This window comes from Streptomyces sp. RPT161 (assembly GCF_027533845.1).
Lineage (GTDB): Bacteria > Actinomycetota > Actinomycetes > Streptomycetales > Streptomycetaceae > Streptantibioticus_A > Streptantibioticus_A silvisoli_A.
The window spans coordinates 226,941-241,502 of sequence record NZ_JAPZVN010000008.1 but is presented as its reverse complement, the minus strand read 5'-3'; the positions used below and the strand labels follow the sequence as shown (position 1 = coordinate 241,502).

At 71.8% G+C, this 14,562-nt stretch carries 14 protein-coding genes; 9 read left to right on the top strand and 5 right to left on the bottom strand.

Annotated features, from left to right (window positions below):
- Positions 1-27: 27 nt before the first annotated feature.
- Positions 28-432, bottom strand: a complete 405-nt coding sequence (locus O5O46_RS18685) for a VOC family protein (RefSeq protein WP_269856617.1) — start codon at positions 430-432, stop codon at positions 28-30.
- 97 nt (positions 433-529) lie between these two features.
- Between O5O46_RS18685 and O5O46_RS18680 the strand changes: the two genes are divergently transcribed.
- The 3 genes from O5O46_RS18680 (at position 530) to O5O46_RS18670 (ending at position 3,025) form a co-directional block, all read left to right on the top strand.
- Entirely contained in the window at positions 530-1,135 is a 606-nt protein-coding gene (locus tag O5O46_RS18680) for a DUF4937 domain-containing protein (RefSeq protein ID WP_269856616.1), read from the top strand.
- A gap of 74 nt (positions 1,136-1,209) precedes the next feature.
- Positions 1,210-2,088, top strand: a complete 879-nt coding sequence (locus O5O46_RS18675; RefSeq protein WP_269856615.1) for an RNA polymerase sigma-70 factor — start codon at positions 1,210-1,212, stop codon at positions 2,086-2,088.
- Positions 2,089-2,215: 127 nt separating this feature from the next.
- Positions 2,216-3,025: an SDR family oxidoreductase gene (locus tag O5O46_RS18670; RefSeq protein WP_269856614.1), complete on the top strand. Its 810-nt coding sequence runs from the start codon at positions 2,216-2,218 to the stop codon at positions 3,023-3,025.
- Here the strand turns inward: O5O46_RS18670 and O5O46_RS18665 are convergent.
- Positions 2,998-3,624 (bottom strand): TetR/AcrR family transcriptional regulator, encoded by a 627-nt coding sequence (locus O5O46_RS18665; RefSeq protein WP_269856613.1) that lies wholly within the window; start codon positions 3,622-3,624, stop codon positions 2,998-3,000. The two genes, O5O46_RS18670 and O5O46_RS18665, sit on opposite strands and share 28 nt — an antisense overlap.
- 165 nt (positions 3,625-3,789) lie before the next feature.
- Between O5O46_RS18665 and O5O46_RS18660 the strand changes: the two genes are divergently transcribed.
- The 3 genes from O5O46_RS18660 to O5O46_RS35345 all read left to right on the top strand — a co-directional run bounded on the left by O5O46_RS18660 (position 3,790) and on the right by O5O46_RS35345 (position 6,259).
- The gene (locus O5O46_RS18660; protein ID WP_269856612.1) at positions 3,790-4,710 is read left to right on the top strand and encodes an ADP-ribosylglycohydrolase family protein; all 921 of its coding nucleotides are present in this window, start codon (positions 3,790-3,792) and stop codon (positions 4,708-4,710) included.
- A gap of 197 nt (positions 4,711-4,907) precedes the next feature.
- A complete protein-coding gene (locus O5O46_RS18655) occupies positions 4,908-5,603 on the top strand; it encodes a ribonuclease HII (RefSeq protein WP_269856611.1) in 696 nt (231 codons plus the stop codon).
- A gap of 296 nt (positions 5,604-5,899) precedes the next feature.
- Positions 5,900-6,259 carry a hypothetical protein gene (locus O5O46_RS35345; protein WP_333482393.1) on the top strand — a complete coding sequence of 120 codons (360 nt, stop codon included), beginning with the start codon at positions 5,900-5,902 and terminating at the stop codon, positions 6,257-6,259.
- 40 nt (positions 6,260-6,299) lie between these two features.
- On the opposite strand, the gene O5O46_RS18645 is transcribed toward O5O46_RS35345, so the two are convergent.
- Together O5O46_RS18645 and O5O46_RS18640 are read right to left on the bottom strand one after the other, a co-directional pair.
- Complete coding sequence (locus tag O5O46_RS18645; RefSeq protein WP_269856609.1) at positions 6,300-6,893, bottom strand: hypothetical protein; 594 nt, start codon at positions 6,891-6,893, stop codon at positions 6,300-6,302.
- Positions 6,894-7,089: 196 nt separating this feature from the next.
- Complete coding sequence (locus O5O46_RS18640; RefSeq protein WP_269856608.1) at positions 7,090-9,261, bottom strand: RecQ family ATP-dependent DNA helicase; 2,172 nt, start codon at positions 9,259-9,261, stop codon at positions 7,090-7,092.
- Positions 9,262-9,427: 166 nt separating this feature from the next.
- On the opposite strand from O5O46_RS18640, the gene O5O46_RS18635 reads away from it, so the two are divergent.
- Positions 9,428-10,705, top strand: a complete 1,278-nt coding sequence (locus O5O46_RS18635; RefSeq protein WP_269856607.1) for a DUF4192 domain-containing protein — start codon at positions 9,428-9,430, stop codon at positions 10,703-10,705.
- A gap of 50 nt (positions 10,706-10,755) precedes the next feature.
- Here O5O46_RS18635 and O5O46_RS18630 read toward each other — a convergent pair whose 3' ends face one another.
- On the bottom strand, positions 10,756-12,066 hold the full coding sequence (locus tag O5O46_RS18630) for an alpha/beta fold hydrolase (RefSeq protein ID WP_269856606.1): 1,311 nt from the start codon (positions 12,064-12,066) through the stop codon (positions 10,756-10,758).
- A gap of 275 nt (positions 12,067-12,341) precedes the next feature.
- Between O5O46_RS18630 and O5O46_RS18625 the strand changes: the two genes are divergently transcribed.
- Together O5O46_RS18625 and O5O46_RS18620 are read left to right on the top strand one after the other, a co-directional pair.
- Positions 12,342-13,124 carry an NUDIX hydrolase gene (locus O5O46_RS18625; protein WP_269856605.1) on the top strand — a complete coding sequence of 261 codons (783 nt, stop codon included), beginning with the start codon at positions 12,342-12,344 and terminating at the stop codon, positions 13,122-13,124.
- 201 nt (positions 13,125-13,325) lie between these two features.
- Positions 13,326-14,267: a FadR/GntR family transcriptional regulator gene (locus tag O5O46_RS18620; RefSeq protein WP_269856604.1), complete on the top strand. Its 942-nt coding sequence runs from the start codon at positions 13,326-13,328 to the stop codon at positions 14,265-14,267.
- The last annotated feature ends 295 nt before the right edge of the window (positions 14,268-14,562 follow it).

The following is a 14,562-nucleotide window of genomic DNA, read 5'->3' as shown; positions in this document are numbered from 1 at the left end:
GCGCCCCGCCTCATGCTGTGCCGGTGGTCAGTACGACTGGAGTTCGATGAGGTTGCCCTCCGGGTCGCGCAGATGCGCGGTGCGCAGGTTCGGGCCCCACTGCGGGCGGTCGCGCGGCTCCACGACGACCATGGCGCCGTGCCCGGCGAGCCTGCGCGCGGCCTCGTCCACATCGTCGACCCGCAGCACCAGCATCGCCGTGTCCTGCCCGGGCGACCGCGCCGGCAGCGCCTCGGTGCCGACGGTGCGGGCGACCGCCTCGCGCGCGTACAGCACGAGCACCGCCTGGCCGTCCACGTCCCAGTTCGCGTACCCGTGGTCGGGCAGCACCTTGACCGGCTCGACGCCGAGCAGGTCGCGCAGCGCCGCGGACCAGAACCGGGTGGCGGCGTCGAAGTCGCGGACCAGCAGGCGTGGGTACAGAGCGTCCATGCCGTGATCGTACGACCGTGCCCACAAGGGGAGTTGGGCGGGTGACGGGCTTTGCCGCCCGCACGGTGCGGGCACCTGGCGGCCATAAGATGGCGCGGTGCTGGTGAAGTGGAGTCGCTGCCGTGTGCTGGACCGGCAGGCGTTCGAGCGCGGGCAGCGTGAGTGGTCGGGGTTGCTGGGCGAGCCGGGGTTCCGGGGACAGGGCGGCGGATGGGGGCGCGGTCGCCCGAACGAGGCGCATGTCTTCTGCTTCTGGGAGAACCGCCGGTTCTACGACATGTTCATGGCCGGGCCGCACGACTCCATAGCCGTGGCCCAGGCGGGCACCTACGACCGCGCCGACGTCCGCCTCTTCGAGCAGCGTCAGGAGGTGAAGGTCGGGTTCCGGGCCCAGTTCAGGGACGCGGACCTGGTGCGCGCCGCGCACCTTCGGGTGCGTCCCGAGCAGGTGGAGCACTTCATGACGATGCAGGAGAAGGTGTGGAACCCGGCGATGGCCGGGTCGCCCGGGATGCTCAGGGGCGTCTTCGCGGAGGGCGCGGGAAGCGAGTTCCTGGTCCTGTCGATGTGGGACTCCTCCACCGAGCGCGGCAAGTACCGCCCGGCGGCGGTCGGCAGGCTGGAGCAGCGCGCGGAGTTGGACGCGGACCTGTTGTCGGTGGCGGGTGACATCATCGATGTGGTGCAGGCGTGGACGGTGTGAACTCCGCCCCGGTTCAGGCGGTTTCGCCGAGCGCCGGGTCGTCGTGCCTTCCGGCGGCGCTCGCGGAGCCGGCCGTGGTGTTCGAGCGGGAGCGGCCACGGCTGTTCGCGGTGGCCTACCGCATGCTGGGCTCGGCCGCCGAGGCCGAGGACGTGGTGCAGGACGCCTATCTGCGGTGGCAGCGCGCGGACCGCGGCCAAGTCGCGGTGCCCGGCGCGTGGTTGGCCAGGACGGTGGTCAACCTGTGCCTGAACGTACTGGATTCGGCGCGGCTGCGCCGCGAGCGGTACGTCGGCCCCTGGCTGCCGGAGCCCGTGCTGACCGCGGACGGCGCGTTGGGGCCGCTGGAGAGCGCCGAGCGGCGCGAGTCGGTCTCCTTCGCGCTGCTGGTGCTGCTGGAACGGCTGACCCCGGCGGAGCGCGCGGTCTTCGTGCTCCGTGAGGCGTTCGGCTACCCGCATGCGCAGATCGCCGAGGTGCTGGAGCTGTCCGAGGACAACAGCCGCCAGTTGCTGCGCCGGGCCCGCAGCCGGGTCGGCGAGCCGCAGGCCCGTTTCGAGGCGACGTGGGAGCAGCGGCGGCGGATGGTCGAGGAGTTCCTGCGCGCCGCCGCGGACGGCGATGTGGCGGGCCTTGAGGAACTCCTCGCGCAGGACGTGGTGGCCTGGGCGGACGGCGGCGGCCGGGTGTCGGCCGCGCTGCGTCCGGTGCTCGGCCCGTCGAAGGTGGCCCGCCTGGTCGCCGGGCTGGTGCTCAAGGCGCCGCCGGGCCTTCGGGTGGAGATCGTCGAGGTGAACGGCGAGCCCGCGATGGTCGCGCTGCTCAGGTCCAGGGTGCTCGGCGTGCTGGTGCCGGAGTTCGCCCACCAGGGCATCGTCGGGCTGCGCAACGTGCTCAATCCGCGGAAGCTGGAGTTCTTCGGCCGGCAGTGGGCCGGGCACACCACCGCGTGACCCGCGGCTGTCACGGTTCGGCGGGCTGTCCGGTCTCTCCCGTGAGATCTCCGCCGGGAGGTTCGCGGGTGGCCGGTACCGGCCACCCGCCGTGGGTCCCGGCCCGCACGGAGGGAATGAGACGGCGATGGACACGATTTTGGTGACCGGCGGTACGGGTGTGCTCGGCGCCGCGGTGGTCCGGCGGCTGGTGGCCGAGGGGCGGGGGGTGCGGGTGCTCAGCCGCCGCGCCGACCGGACGGCCATGGTGCCGGAGCAGGCGCAGTGGGCGGTGGGTGACCTCACCGGGGGCACCGGGCTCGACGCGGCACTGGACGGGGTGGGCGCGGTGGTGCACTGCGCGAGCGACAACCGGCACTGGAAGAACGACGTCGTCGCCGCCCGGCACCTGATCGCCGCGGCCCGGGGCGCAGGGGCACCGCATCTGCTGTATGTGTCGATCGTCGGCGTCGACCGCGTGCCGTACGGCTACTACCGGGTCAAGCGGCAGGTGGAACAGGAGCTGGAGGGCAGCGGGCTGCCCTGGACGGTGCAGCGGGCCACCCAGTTCCACGACCTGCTGCTCGTGGTGGCGCAGCAACTGGCCCGGCTGCCGGTGGTGTGTGTTCCGTCCGGGGTGTCGTTCCAGCCGATCGACGTGGGCGAGGTCGCGGACAAGGTTGCGCAGCTCGCCGTCGGCGAGGCGGCCGGGCGCGTGCCCGACCTGGGCGGACCGCAGGTCCTGAGCGCGGCCGACGTGGTCGCAGCGGTACTGCGGGCACGAGGAAGCCGCCGGCCGGTGGTGCCGGTGCCGCTTCCGGGCAGGCTGGTCAGGGCGGTGCGCGACGGCGGCCTGCTGGCCCCCGGGCATGCCGTGGGACAGCGCCGCTTCGAGGACTTCGTGGCGCACGCGCCGCTGGCGGAACGCCGCTACGGGGCGGCGCAGCGCTCCGCCTGACCCGGCCCGCCGGGTCGCAGCAGCCGCCACAGCGTGCGGCTGAGCTGGGCCGCCAGGTCGTCGTCGACCGGGGCGTGGTGGCTTATCAGCCGGTACCACATCGTGCCGAAGGCGAGGTCGACGGCGAGGTCCAGCGGGACCTCGCCGTCGCTGAGTTCGCCGCGCTCCACACCACGCGCCAGCACATCGCGCAGCGCCGCCCGGCGCGGGCCGATCACGGTGCCCTGCAGCCGGGCGGACAGGTCCGGGTCGTGCTGCGCCTGTGCCATCAGGCCGACGAGCGCGTGCCCGGTCAGCTCCCGCGCGAGCCGGAACGTCGTGTCCAGCAGCGTACGTACGTCCGCCAGGGTGTCGCCGGTGTCCGGGGCGAGCCGGGCACTCTGGCGGTGGACGAGGTCGCGCAGCGCTTCGAGCAGCACGGCCTCCTTCGTCGGCCACCAGCGGTAGACGGTCTGCCGCCCCACACCCGCGGCCTGGGCGATCCCCTTGATGGTCAGCGCCTGGTAGCCGTCGCGCTGGCACAGCCGCAGCGCCGCGTCCAGCACCGCACGCCGGGCCGTCTCGCTGCGGGGTCTGCCGCGCGCCGCCGTTTCCGCCATGATGCCACTTTACAAGACACGGTGCCTTGTATTTATGGGGTCCCGGTGCGGCCTGTGATCGGTGCGGTGCCGGGTGTGCCGCTCTAGGCGCCGCCCGTGAGACCGGTGAGTTTGCGCACACGGTGATTGACCCTGTTCAGGGGTGATGTCAGAGTTTCCGTCGCCATGACCGTTGACACCCTGCTGCCCGAGCGTTTCGACCGGGCCCTCGCCAGCCTGCGCGGACTGTCCGTCGGCGACGCACTGGGCTCGCAGTTCTTCGTGCCGTCCAACTACCCGGCCCTGCACAGCAGGGAGTTGCCGCCCGCGCCGTGGCAGTGGACGGACGACACCGAGATGGCCTGCTCGGTGCTGAACGTCCTCGTCCGGCACGGCCGGATCGACCAGGACGACCTCGCGCGCTCGTTCGCGGAGCACCACGACTTCGACCGCGGCTACGGCCCGACCGTCAACCGCATCCTGCGGCTGATCCGGCAGGAGGGCGCCGACTGGCGGGAACTGGCGGCGGGCGTCTTCAACGGGCAGGGCTCCTGGGGCAACGGCGCCGCCATGCGCATCGCACCGCTCGGCGCCTGGTACGCCGACGACCCCGTACAGGCCACCCACCAGGCGGAGATCTCCGCCTACACCACGCACCAGCACCGCGAGGCGGTGGTCGGCGCGATGGCGGTGGCCGCCGCCGCGGCCCTGGTGGCCGCCCCCGAGGGACCGAAGGCACCGGCGGACCTGCTGAGCGCGGTCATCGACCTGGTGCCGCGCAGCGCCGTGCACGCCGGGCTGCGCCGCGCCCGCGACATGCTCGACTACGCGGACGTCGGGACCGTCGCCGCCGTACTGGGCTGCGGACGGCGCACCAGCGCCCATGACACGGTGCCGTTCGCCCTGTGGGCCGCGGCCCGCAACCTCGACGACTTCGAGCGGGCGCTGTGGACCACGGCGCGCGCCGGCGGCGACGTCGACACCACCTGCGCGATCGTCGGCGGTGTGCTGGCCGCCCGGCAGTCGGGCGCCGCGCCCGCGGAATGGCAGCGTCGCACCGAGCCGCTGCCCGACTGGCTCGTACGCCCTGACTCCTCGCAGGCCTGACAGCCCGCGGCGCAGCGCCCGCGCCTGCTTCCGCTTGTCCCCGTCCGAACTGCCTTCTACCGCAGGGGAGTTCGGACCGGGGCATGCCCGGCGCGTTCGGGGAGCGGTTCCGGATCGGCGCTGGTGAGCGGTGGGCGGGCGGCAGAGGGACGGCGCCGCCTCACCGGTCGAACAGGGGGCGTAGGCTTGGCATTGCCATGCCGTACGAACCACCCACCCACAGCGTCGAACGCTCGCTTCGCGCCACCCTCGGCGTCCGGATCGTCGCCGGTATCGATGAGGTCGGCCGGGGCGCGTGGGCGGGACCGGTCACCGCGTGCGCGGCGGTCACCGGGCTGCGTCGCCCGCCGGAAGGTCTCACCGACTCCAAACTGCTCACCGTCAAACGGCGCACCGCCATGGCCGGGCAACTCGCCGGCTGGGTCACCGATCACGCGCTGGGCCATGCCTCACCCGAGGAGATCGACGAGCTCGGAATGACCGCGGCATTGCGACTTGCCGCCGTACGCGCGCTGGAAGGGTTGTCGGTGGCACCCGATGCCGTCATCCTGGATGGCAAGCACAATTACCTCGGCGGTCCCTGGCAGGTGCGCACCGTGATCAAGGGCGATCAGTCCTGTGTTTCGGTTGCCGCCGCCTCGGTGATCGCCAAAGTATGGCGCGATGCGCGAATGGCCGAACTCGGCGCGCAATACGCCGCGTTCGGGTTCGCCGAGAACGCGGGGTACCCTTCGCCGGTGCACCGTGCCGCACTGGAGGAGTGGGGGCCCACCCCATACCACCGACTGTCCTGGGCGTACCTTGACTCGTTGCCGCGCTGGCGACATCTGAAGAAGGTCCGCCAGATTATCGACGAGGCGGACGAGTCCGAGCAGTTGGGTTTCGACTTCTGACCTACCCGCTGCTGTGTCCGTCCACCGCATTTGATAGACAACTCATCATGCCTCTCATCCCCGAGGAGCCACAGATTCACGAGAGTGTCCCGGGCCCGCGCGCCGCAGCGGGGGGAACCCGTACTCCGCAAGCCCCCCGCCCCGTCCCGGTTCCCGGTCCCCGACCCGGCCCGCGCCCGGCGCCGCCGCGCGCGACCCGTACCCATCCGTCGCCCGGACACCCCGGCTCCGCTCGGACGACCGCCCCGGCGGGACCGTCCGCTACGCGAGCCGCCGAAGCCACGGCGCAGATCCAGTTGGTCCCGGCCACCGACGTCACCGCTATCGAGGCGGCCGACAACGCGGTCGACGAACTGCTGGACTCCGGACGTGCGCCCTCCGACATCCTGGTGCTGACCACCGGCGAGATCCACCCCTGGGCGCAGCACGAGCTGTCGTTCGGTGAGGAGCCCTACTGGCGCCAGCAGGACGAGGCCGACGACGTCTTCTACGCGCGTGCCACCGCCGAACGTGCCGGGAAGCGGCCCGTGGTGGTGCTCGCCGTGAACGGCGGCACCGACGAGGAGTCGGCGCAGGCACTGCCCGCCGCGATGGCCCGAGCGGAATCGCTGCTCGTCGTCTGCGGCGACCCCGAGCGGCTGCGCGCACTGCTCTGACCGGCGCGCCTTCGCGTCACGACGGGGGGTCGGCCCGCGCTCAGCGGGCCACCTGGCGGCGGACGGCCTGCGGCGCCGCGTCGGTCGAGCCGAGTGCCGCCGGGCTTCCGGCGCGCTCCGACCACGAACCGGCGTGCGGCGTACGGCCACTGCGCCCGTCGCCCAGCACATGCCAGCCGCTCGGGGTGAGCGTGATGTACGCCCCGCAGCGCAGCCCGTGCAACGTGCATGCGTCGCGCAGGCCCCACATCCACGCTCCGTCGGCCGCGGTCCAGCCGGGCACACCGTCCCTGCACACCAGCAGCACGGCGGTCCGTATGGGAACACGACGGCGCAGATCGTGCGGGATGACCCGGCGCAGATGGGCGAGTATCGCGTTGCGGTGCTCCCACCCGTCCACGCTGGCCGCCCGTTGGGAGAACGAGGCACTGGCGGCCGCACGCCCGTCCGGGGCGAACACCGCCACCACCGCGGTCGCCGGAGACGGCAGATGACGGGTGTACAGGTCCTTGACGACATCCCGGGGCCTGGGCAGCAGCGGTATCCCGCATGCCGTCCACTCCTCGAGACCCAGGATCCGACTCAGGCGGGAGGCCGCGTCGGCTCCGGTTTCCGGAGAGAAGCCGAAAGCCATGGTCCTCCCTTCGTGCGCGCGCTCGGGTACTGGGCACGGGCGTACGCCGGTCCTGGGGCTCGATGAGCCAGCCGGGGGTCCGCTCCAATTCTTCCTTCCGTACGGACGTGCGGCAATGAGCAATTGCCGCCACCCGACCGGTATGGACCTGTCCGCCGGTTAGATCCCGTCGGCGCCGTCGTGAACCAGCCTCCGATCAGCCCTGCATGGCCAGGACCAGCGGCAACACCGCCTGAGCGCCGGACCGCAGCAGAAGCCGGGCGGCGACCGCCAGCGTCCAGCCGGTGTCCGCGAAGTCATCCACCAACAGCACCGGTCCCGGGTTGCGGGCCAACTCGGCGGCCACCTCCGGCGGAACGGTGAACGCGCCGTGCAGCGCACGCAGCCGCTGGGCGCTGTTGCTGCGCGGTATGCGCTCCGGCGCCTGGCCCTCCGCGTAGCACAACCGGCCCAGCAGCGGCATCCGGCCTATCTCCGCGATCCGCGCGCCCAACGACTCGATCAGCTGCGGGCGGCTGCGCGAGTCCACGGTGACCACGCCGACCGGACGCGCCGGCGCGCCGGGATCGCCGCTCGCCCAACCACCGGGCCCCTTGGCCCAGTCCGCGAGCACCCGCACCACAGCGTCCACCGCGTCCCCGGGCACCGGACCGTCGGGCGTGCCCTCGGCGAACATGGGGCGCAGCCGGTTGCCCCAGCCGATGTCCGACAGCCTGCCGAGCGCCCGACCGCTCAGCGCCTGCTCGCCGACCGGAATCCGCCCCTTCAGGTCCACACCCACCGCGGGCATCCCGGTCGGCCACATACGGCGCGGCTCCAGTTGCACACCGGGCCTGCCCAACGCGGCTCTGGCAGCGTCCAGCGCGTCAGCCGAAACACCTTCAGGGAAGCGGGCCCCGGCGCAGTTGTCACAGCGGCCACACGGCTCGGCCGCCTCATCGTCCAACTGCCGTCGCAGATACTCCATCCGGCAGCCCGTGGTGGCCGCGTAGTCCCGCATCGCCTGCTGCTCGGCCTCACGCTGCCGGGCCACCCACGCATACCGCTCGGCGTCATACACCCACGGCTCCCCGGTCGCCGTCCAGCCGCCGCGCACCCGGCGCACCGCGCCGTCCACGTCCAGGACCTTCAGCATGGTCTCCAGCCGGGAGCGGCGAAGGTCGACCCGGGCCTCCAGCGCCGGAAGCGACACCGGCCGGTCCGCCTCCGCGAGCACCTCGAGCGTGCGGCGCACCTGCTCCTCACCAGGGAACGCCAGCGACGCGAAGTACCGCCAGATCGCCTCGTCCTCACGGCCGGGAAGCAGCAGCACCTCGGCATGGTCCACACCACGACCAGCCCGCCCCACCTGCTGGTAGTAGGCGATGGGAGACGACGGAGAACCGACGTGCACCACGAAACCCAGGTCGGGCTTGTCGAAACCCATCCCCAGCGCCGAGGTCGCCACCAGCGCCTTGACCCGGTTGGCCAGCAGATCGGCCTCCGCGGTGCGCCGATCGGCGTCCTCCGTCTTCCCCGAATAGGAGGCGACGGCATAACCGCGCTGCCGCAGGAACGCGGTCACCTCCTCCGCCGCCGCCACGGTCAGCGTGTAGATGATCCCCGAACCGGGCAGTGCCTCCAGATGATCGGCAAGCCAGGCCAACCGGTGCGCCGCATCAGGAAGCCGCAGCACGGCCAGCGCCAGGCTCTCCCGATCAAGCGGGCCGCGCAGCACCAGCGCACCCCCATCCTGGTCCGGACGGCCACCGGTGCCCAACTGCTCGGCCACATCGGCCGTCACCCGGGCGTTCGCGGTGGCCGTGGTCGCCAACACCGGTGTACCGGGCGGAAGTTCGGCCAGCATGGTCCGCAACCGGCGGTAGTCCGGCCGGAAGTCATGGCCCCAGTCGGAAATACAGTGCGCCTCGTCCACCACCAACAAGCCAGTGGTCGCCGCCAGTTTGGGCAGCACATCATCCCGGAAGTCGGGGTTGTTCAACCGCTCCGGGCTCACCAGCAGCACGTCCACCGCACCGGCGGCCACCTCGGCCTGCACTGTGTCCCACTCCTCGGTGTTCGCCGAGTTGATCGTGCGGGCCCGAATACCCGCCCGCTCAGCGGCCTCGATCTGGTTGCGCATGAGCGCGAGCAGCGGCGAGACGATCACCGTCGGCCCGCTGCCACGCTCCCGCAGCAGCGCCGTGGCCACGAAGTACACCGCGGACTTACCCCAGCCGGTGCGCTGGACCACCAGGGCCCTACGCCGCTGCGCGACCAGCGCCTCGATCGCCCGCCACTGATCCTCACGCAGCCGCGCGGAGCCGGTGGGGTCACCGACAAGACGGCGGAGCACGGCATCGGCAGCGGTACGCAGGTTCTCGCTCATGCCCCCATGCAACCCGATGCCACCGACAACGCGCGAACTGCGGCCAGAGCCTGTGGACAACCCGTCCCTCGAACCGGTCATGCCATTTCGCGCAGCTCATCGTACGAAACGAGGGAGTTATCCACAGGGCTGGCGGGCGCGCGGCACACCGCGGGATCTTCACCCCATGACACAGCACACCGAATCCTCAGCGTCCCATCCACCCCGCGAACCACGAGTCACCCTGCGTGGTCCCGCCGACCTGGCCGAGGCACTGCCCTTCGTCCTGGGCTTCCACCCGGACGACAGCATCGTCATGGTCGCCCTGCACGGAGCCCGCGGCCGCTTCGGCGGACGACTACGCCTCGGCATCCCGGCCGACCCCGCCGAGTGGCGCCACGTCGCCGCCCAACTCGCCGACTGCCTGATCGGAGAGGCAAGCCGCCCCGACCACCCCGACGGCATCGCCGTGTTCCTCTGCCAGGACCCGCGCCCCGGCGAACGCCCCCAGCAGACCATGGAACGACTACGACCCCTCGCCCAACACCTCCGCACCGCATGCGGCACCCTCGACGTACCGGTCATGGAAGCCCTCTGCGTCAGCGACGGCCGGTGGTGGTCCTACTGCTGCCCCGACATCGGCTGCTGCCCACCCGACGGAACACCCATCCCCCAGGACGGCACCTCCGTCATGGCCGCCGCCGCGGCCTACGCCGGCATCCAGGTACGCGGAACCCTCAAGGAGATGCAAGCCCGGTACACACCACTCGGCCCACCCCGAGCCGCCCCCCAGGAAGCCGCCCTCGACCAGGCCTGCGCCGAACTCGTCCCCCGCATGCTCCGCGACGGAGACATCCTCACCGTCCGAGAGGAGACACTGACCCTCGCCGAAGCCGCCCTCCACCGCTTCCGCACCACCCCAGCCGCCTCCGACGACACCGCGGGCGACACCCACGACGACACCCTCCTCGCGGACGCCGAGGCAGCCGCGATCATCCTCGGCCTCCAGGACCGCGAGACCCGCGACCAGGCAGCCGAATGGATGGAAGGACAGGACGCCGCCCCCGCGCTAAGACTGTGGCGCGCGCTGGCACGCCGCTGCGTCGGCGCCTACACCGACCACTCCGCCGCGCCACTCACCCTGGCCGGCTGGGTCTGCTGGTCCGTCGGAGACGAGCCCGCCGCACGCGTCGCCTTCGACCGGGCACTGGACGCCGACCCCGAATACACCTTCGCCAAGCTGCTGCACCGGGCCTGCAACAACGGCCTGGATCCCGAACCACTGCGCCAGTGCCTCCGACAGGAACGCAGCAAGCGGCAGGCGCGCGGCACCACGACCCCACAGCCGGCCACCGGACCCAAGGGACGCCCGGCCACCGACACCAGCCCCGCCAACCGCCCCGGCACCCGCCGCCGGGCACACCGCCCGACCCGAACGCGGAAGGGAGACGGACGACGATGCTGAGTCCCCCACGAGAACGCACCGGGCCATGCGCCGGCGTGGGCGGCTGCCCGCTACAACTCGCCCCGCGCCAGGCGGATCAACCGATCCAGCACCCGCCCACCGCTCACCCGCAACCCGTCATGCTCGTACTCGTCGGTCACCCAGGTGCGCAGTCCCTTGACCGCCGCGGCCGTCTCCAGCGAGTCGGCGGTGTCGACATACATGTCGTCGTGGTAAACAGCGGCCACAACAGGCACCTCATTGCGGGCGAGTTGGTCGACGTCATACAGATCCGGCCAGTCCTCACGCGACGCGAGGAGCTCCGCCGCCTCCCGCAGCGGTTCGAGAACGGGGTCGGCGGTGAACATCCAGGGGTAGATCATCTCCCCGGTGAACAGCAGCGGGCCATCACCGGACAGCGCCTTTTCGGCGTCGAACTGCGGGAACTCCGCCCGGACCGCCTCCGCCGCCCAGCCCGTGCACTGGCTGGAGACCGACCGCTGGCCGTAGATCGACTCGTGCAGCACCGCATAGAGCGGATTGGCCGCGAAGGACAGATGACCCTGCACCTCGGAAAGGAAGGAGTCGGAAAGCGTGCGTTCGCCCGAACCCGGAAGGAAGGCGTCCTCCAGCAGGTAGTGCAGAGTATGCGACCCGTTGCTGGTCCCAAGCATGATCCCCAACGACTGGAAGGCCTCTGGCGTCAGCACCGCACCGCCGGGCAACCGCACCTGGTGGTCGCGCAGATGGCGAACCACCGCCTGGGCGAGCTCGGCGTCCTGCGGATAACGCTCATAGTGCCGCCGGTTCTTGCGCTCCACACGCGGATACGCGGCCCGGTAGACGTCCCGCGCGCTGGAACGCAGTCCGGCGAGCCCGCCGGTGATGAACGCCTCCCGTACCCCCTGCGGCGCGAACGACAGATAGGTCAGCGTGCAGAATCCGCCGAAGCTCTGCCCGAGCACCGACCACTGCCCGTCCGCGCCCACCAGTTGGCGGCGGATCAGTTCGCAGTCGGCCACGATGGCGTCGGCACGGAAGTGCGCCAGATACGCGGCCTGCGCGGCGGCGTCACCACGCTTGGGCAGGGTCTGCCGGTTCGCCGGGGTGGACCGTCCGGTGCCCCGCTGGTCCAGTAGCAGCACCCGGTAGTCGTCGAGTGCCCGGCTCAACCAGCTGTCCCGGCCCAGCGGGCGAGGGGAGCGCCCACCCGGGCCGCCCTGGAGGAACAACAGCCAGGGCAGCGGCTCGCGTTCCCGGCCCACCGCCACCACCTCGCGAGCGTAGATCTCGATCCGCTCCCCGTCGGGGCGTGAGTGGTCCAACGGGACGCTGAAGGTGTGGTCGGTGAGCACGGCGCCGGGCTGGCGAAGGACGGCCATCGTTCTCCTCAGGCTGGTACGGCTGGATCGGCACTGGCGGCTGGTCGCGTGCGGCGCCCGCAGGAGGCACCGATCGGAACGGTAGACGTCCGCGCCGCCATCGGTTCACCCGGGCGCGGTCAGCCACCGGCCGCGGGGCCGATATCCGGCCGCACGCTGGAACTCGGGGGAGGGGAGGGAGGGGGAGGGGGGCGGGGGCGCCCCCCGAGCACCGACCCCGCCACGCATCCCCCGAACCAGCTGTTTATCGTCAGTGAGACGACTATGATCACGTCATGTCGCCCTACGACCCGTCGGCCCATCCGCCCTTCGCTGTCACCGTCGATCTGGTCGTGCTCACCGTGCGTCAGCATGCGCTGTGCGCGTTGACCGTCCGCCGGGGTGAGCCGCCGTACCAGGGGCGGTGGGCGCTGCCCGGGGGATTCGTGAGGCCCGACGAGAACCTCGCCGAGGCCGCCGCCCGTGAGCTCGCGGAGGAGACCGGGCTGCGTACCCAGCAGCCCGTTCCGGCCGGTTTCGGCGCGGCGGGGCCGTACGGCACCGGCGGGGCGCATCTGGAACAGCTCGCCACCTATGGCGATCCGAACCGCGACCCACGGATGCGGGTGGTCAGCGTCGCGCACCTGGTGCTGGCGCCCGACCTCCCGGCTCCGCGGGCCGGGGGCGACGCGCGCAGCGCGCGGTGGGCTCCGGTGGACGACCTGTTGCAGGCGGAGAACGGTGCGCCGGGCGAGGAGCATCGCGCGCCGCTCGCCTTCGATCACTCGCAGATCCTCGCCGACGGCGTGGAGCGCGCCAGGTCGAAGATCGAGTACTCATCGCTGGCCACCGCGTTCTGCCCGCCCGAGTTCACCGTCGGCGAGCTGCGCCGGGTCTACGAGGCGGTGTGGGGTGTGGCGCTGGATCCGCGAAACTTCCACCGCAAGGTGACCGGAACGCCGGGCTTCCTGGTTCCGGCGGGCGGTACCACAACGCGCCAAGGAGGCCGTCCCGCCCAGTTGTTCAGGGCCGGCGGCGCGACGTTGCTCAATCCGCCGATGCTGCGCCCCGAGGTGTGATTCACGGACCCGAACGCAGCCAACTTCTGTGCTGTGCTGGCCTGTTGCGCGGCCTCGTTGGTCTACTCCCTTACCGCACAGGGGTGTTGACGTGTGGGACGAGTCTGGCAGTCGCGTTGATGTGTCCGTAACTCCCCTGAGAAAGCACGTTTCTTTACGATAAAGCGTCAATTATGCGGTGAGGGGCGATCACCCTTTCGTGTGCTTTTCAGCAAAGCCCTCAAGGCCGCCGGGGACATCGCCGACAAAGGATGCGTGACTACCCTTGCGCACACCATGATGACCGCGGCCCGCCCCGTCGACTCCGGCCTCGCCGGGCATGGGGAGCTCGACCGCTACCCGTACGGGGAAGCCCCCGGCACCGACCGCCCCGGTAACCCCAACTGGGACGGGGTGGATACCGAGATGGGGCGGGTCGGGCGCCGCGCCGGAGGCAGCCGAGGGCGCGGCCTGCACGGCCAACTCGTCCAGCAGCTCGGCCAGATGATCGTCTCCGGCGATCTCGGCGCCGACCGCCCGCTCGTCCCCGAGGAGATCGGTCAGCGCTTCGAGGTCTCCCGCACCGTCGTCCGTGAATCACTGCGCGTCCTGGAGGCCAAGGGCCTCGTCAGCGCCCGCCCCAACGTCGGCACCAGGGTCCGCCCGGTCAGCGACTGGAACCTGCTCGACCCCGACATCATCGAGTGGCGGGCCTTCGGCCCGCAGCGCGACGACCAGCGGCGCGAGCTGTCCGAACTGCGCTGGACCATCGAGCCGCTCGCGGCCCGGCTCGCGGCCGGTCATGGCCGTGAGGACGTCCAGCAGCGTCTCGCCGACATGGCCGAGATCATGGGCCACGCGGTCGCCCAGGGGGACTCGCTGACCTTCTCCCGCGCCGACGCCGAGTTCCACGCTCTCGTCCTGCAGATCACCGGCAACCGGATGCTGGAGCACCTGTCCGGCATCGTCTCCTCGGCGCTCCAGGTCTCCGGCGGCCCGGTCACCGGCTGCGACCGCCCCACCGAGGCGGCGGTCGGGCTGCACCTGGCCGTCGTCGAGGCCCTGGCGAACGGGGACGCTCAGGGCGCGGAGGGCGCCATGCGGCAGCTGCTCACCCCGCACCCCGAAGTGGACCGCGTCGTTCCGGCGCCGCGCGAGCACTGAACCCGGCGGCCGCCCACTCGCCGCTCCCGCCCACGCCGCGCCGTACCGCCGGACAAGGACGGCCCCGTCGCCGGGTGTTCCGCCCGCGTCTTCCGTGCGCCGATGTCCCCGGCCGCCGCCGACCCCTCCGAACGGGCCCGGCGGCGGCCGTCTTCGGTGGAAGTGCCGGGCTAAGAGCTGGTTTACGCTGAATTACGGTGTGACACGGGCCACGCAGGACCCGCGTAACACTCGTAGGAGAGGCGCGATGACCTAAGAGGTGGTGCCGCAGAAGGAATACGGACGACATCGCAGA

Excerpts from the sequence above, each read along its gene's own strand:
- O5O46_RS18685 (WP_269856617.1), bottom strand. The coding sequence starts at position 432 with ATGGACGCTCTGTACCCACGCCTGCTGGTCCGCGACTTCGACGCCGCC.
- O5O46_RS18670 (WP_269856614.1), top strand. The coding sequence starts at position 2,216 with ATGGACACGATTTTGGTGACCGGCGGTACGGGTGTGCTCGGCGCCGCG.
- O5O46_RS18665 (WP_269856613.1), bottom strand. The coding sequence starts at position 3,624 with ATGGCGGAAACGGCGGCGCGCGGCAGACCCCGCAGCGAGACGGCCCGG.
- O5O46_RS18660 (WP_269856612.1), top strand. The coding sequence starts at position 3,790 with ATGACCGTTGACACCCTGCTGCCCGAGCGTTTCGACCGGGCCCTCGCC.
- O5O46_RS18655 (WP_269856611.1), top strand. The coding sequence starts at position 4,908 with ATGCCGTACGAACCACCCACCCACAGCGTCGAACGCTCGCTTCGCGCC.
- O5O46_RS18645 (WP_269856609.1), bottom strand. The coding sequence starts at position 6,893 with ATGGCTTTCGGCTTCTCTCCGGAAACCGGAGCCGACGCGGCCTCCCGC.
- O5O46_RS18640 (WP_269856608.1), bottom strand. The coding sequence starts at position 9,261 with ATGAGCGAGAACCTGCGTACCGCTGCCGATGCCGTGCTCCGCCGTCTT.
- O5O46_RS18635 (WP_269856607.1), top strand. The coding sequence starts at position 9,428 with ATGACACAGCACACCGAATCCTCAGCGTCCCATCCACCCCGCGAACCA.
- O5O46_RS18630 (WP_269856606.1), bottom strand. The coding sequence starts at position 12,066 with ATGGCCGTCCTTCGCCAGCCCGGCGCCGTGCTCACCGACCACACCTTC.
- O5O46_RS18625 (WP_269856605.1), top strand. The coding sequence starts at position 12,342 with ATGTCGCCCTACGACCCGTCGGCCCATCCGCCCTTCGCTGTCACCGTC.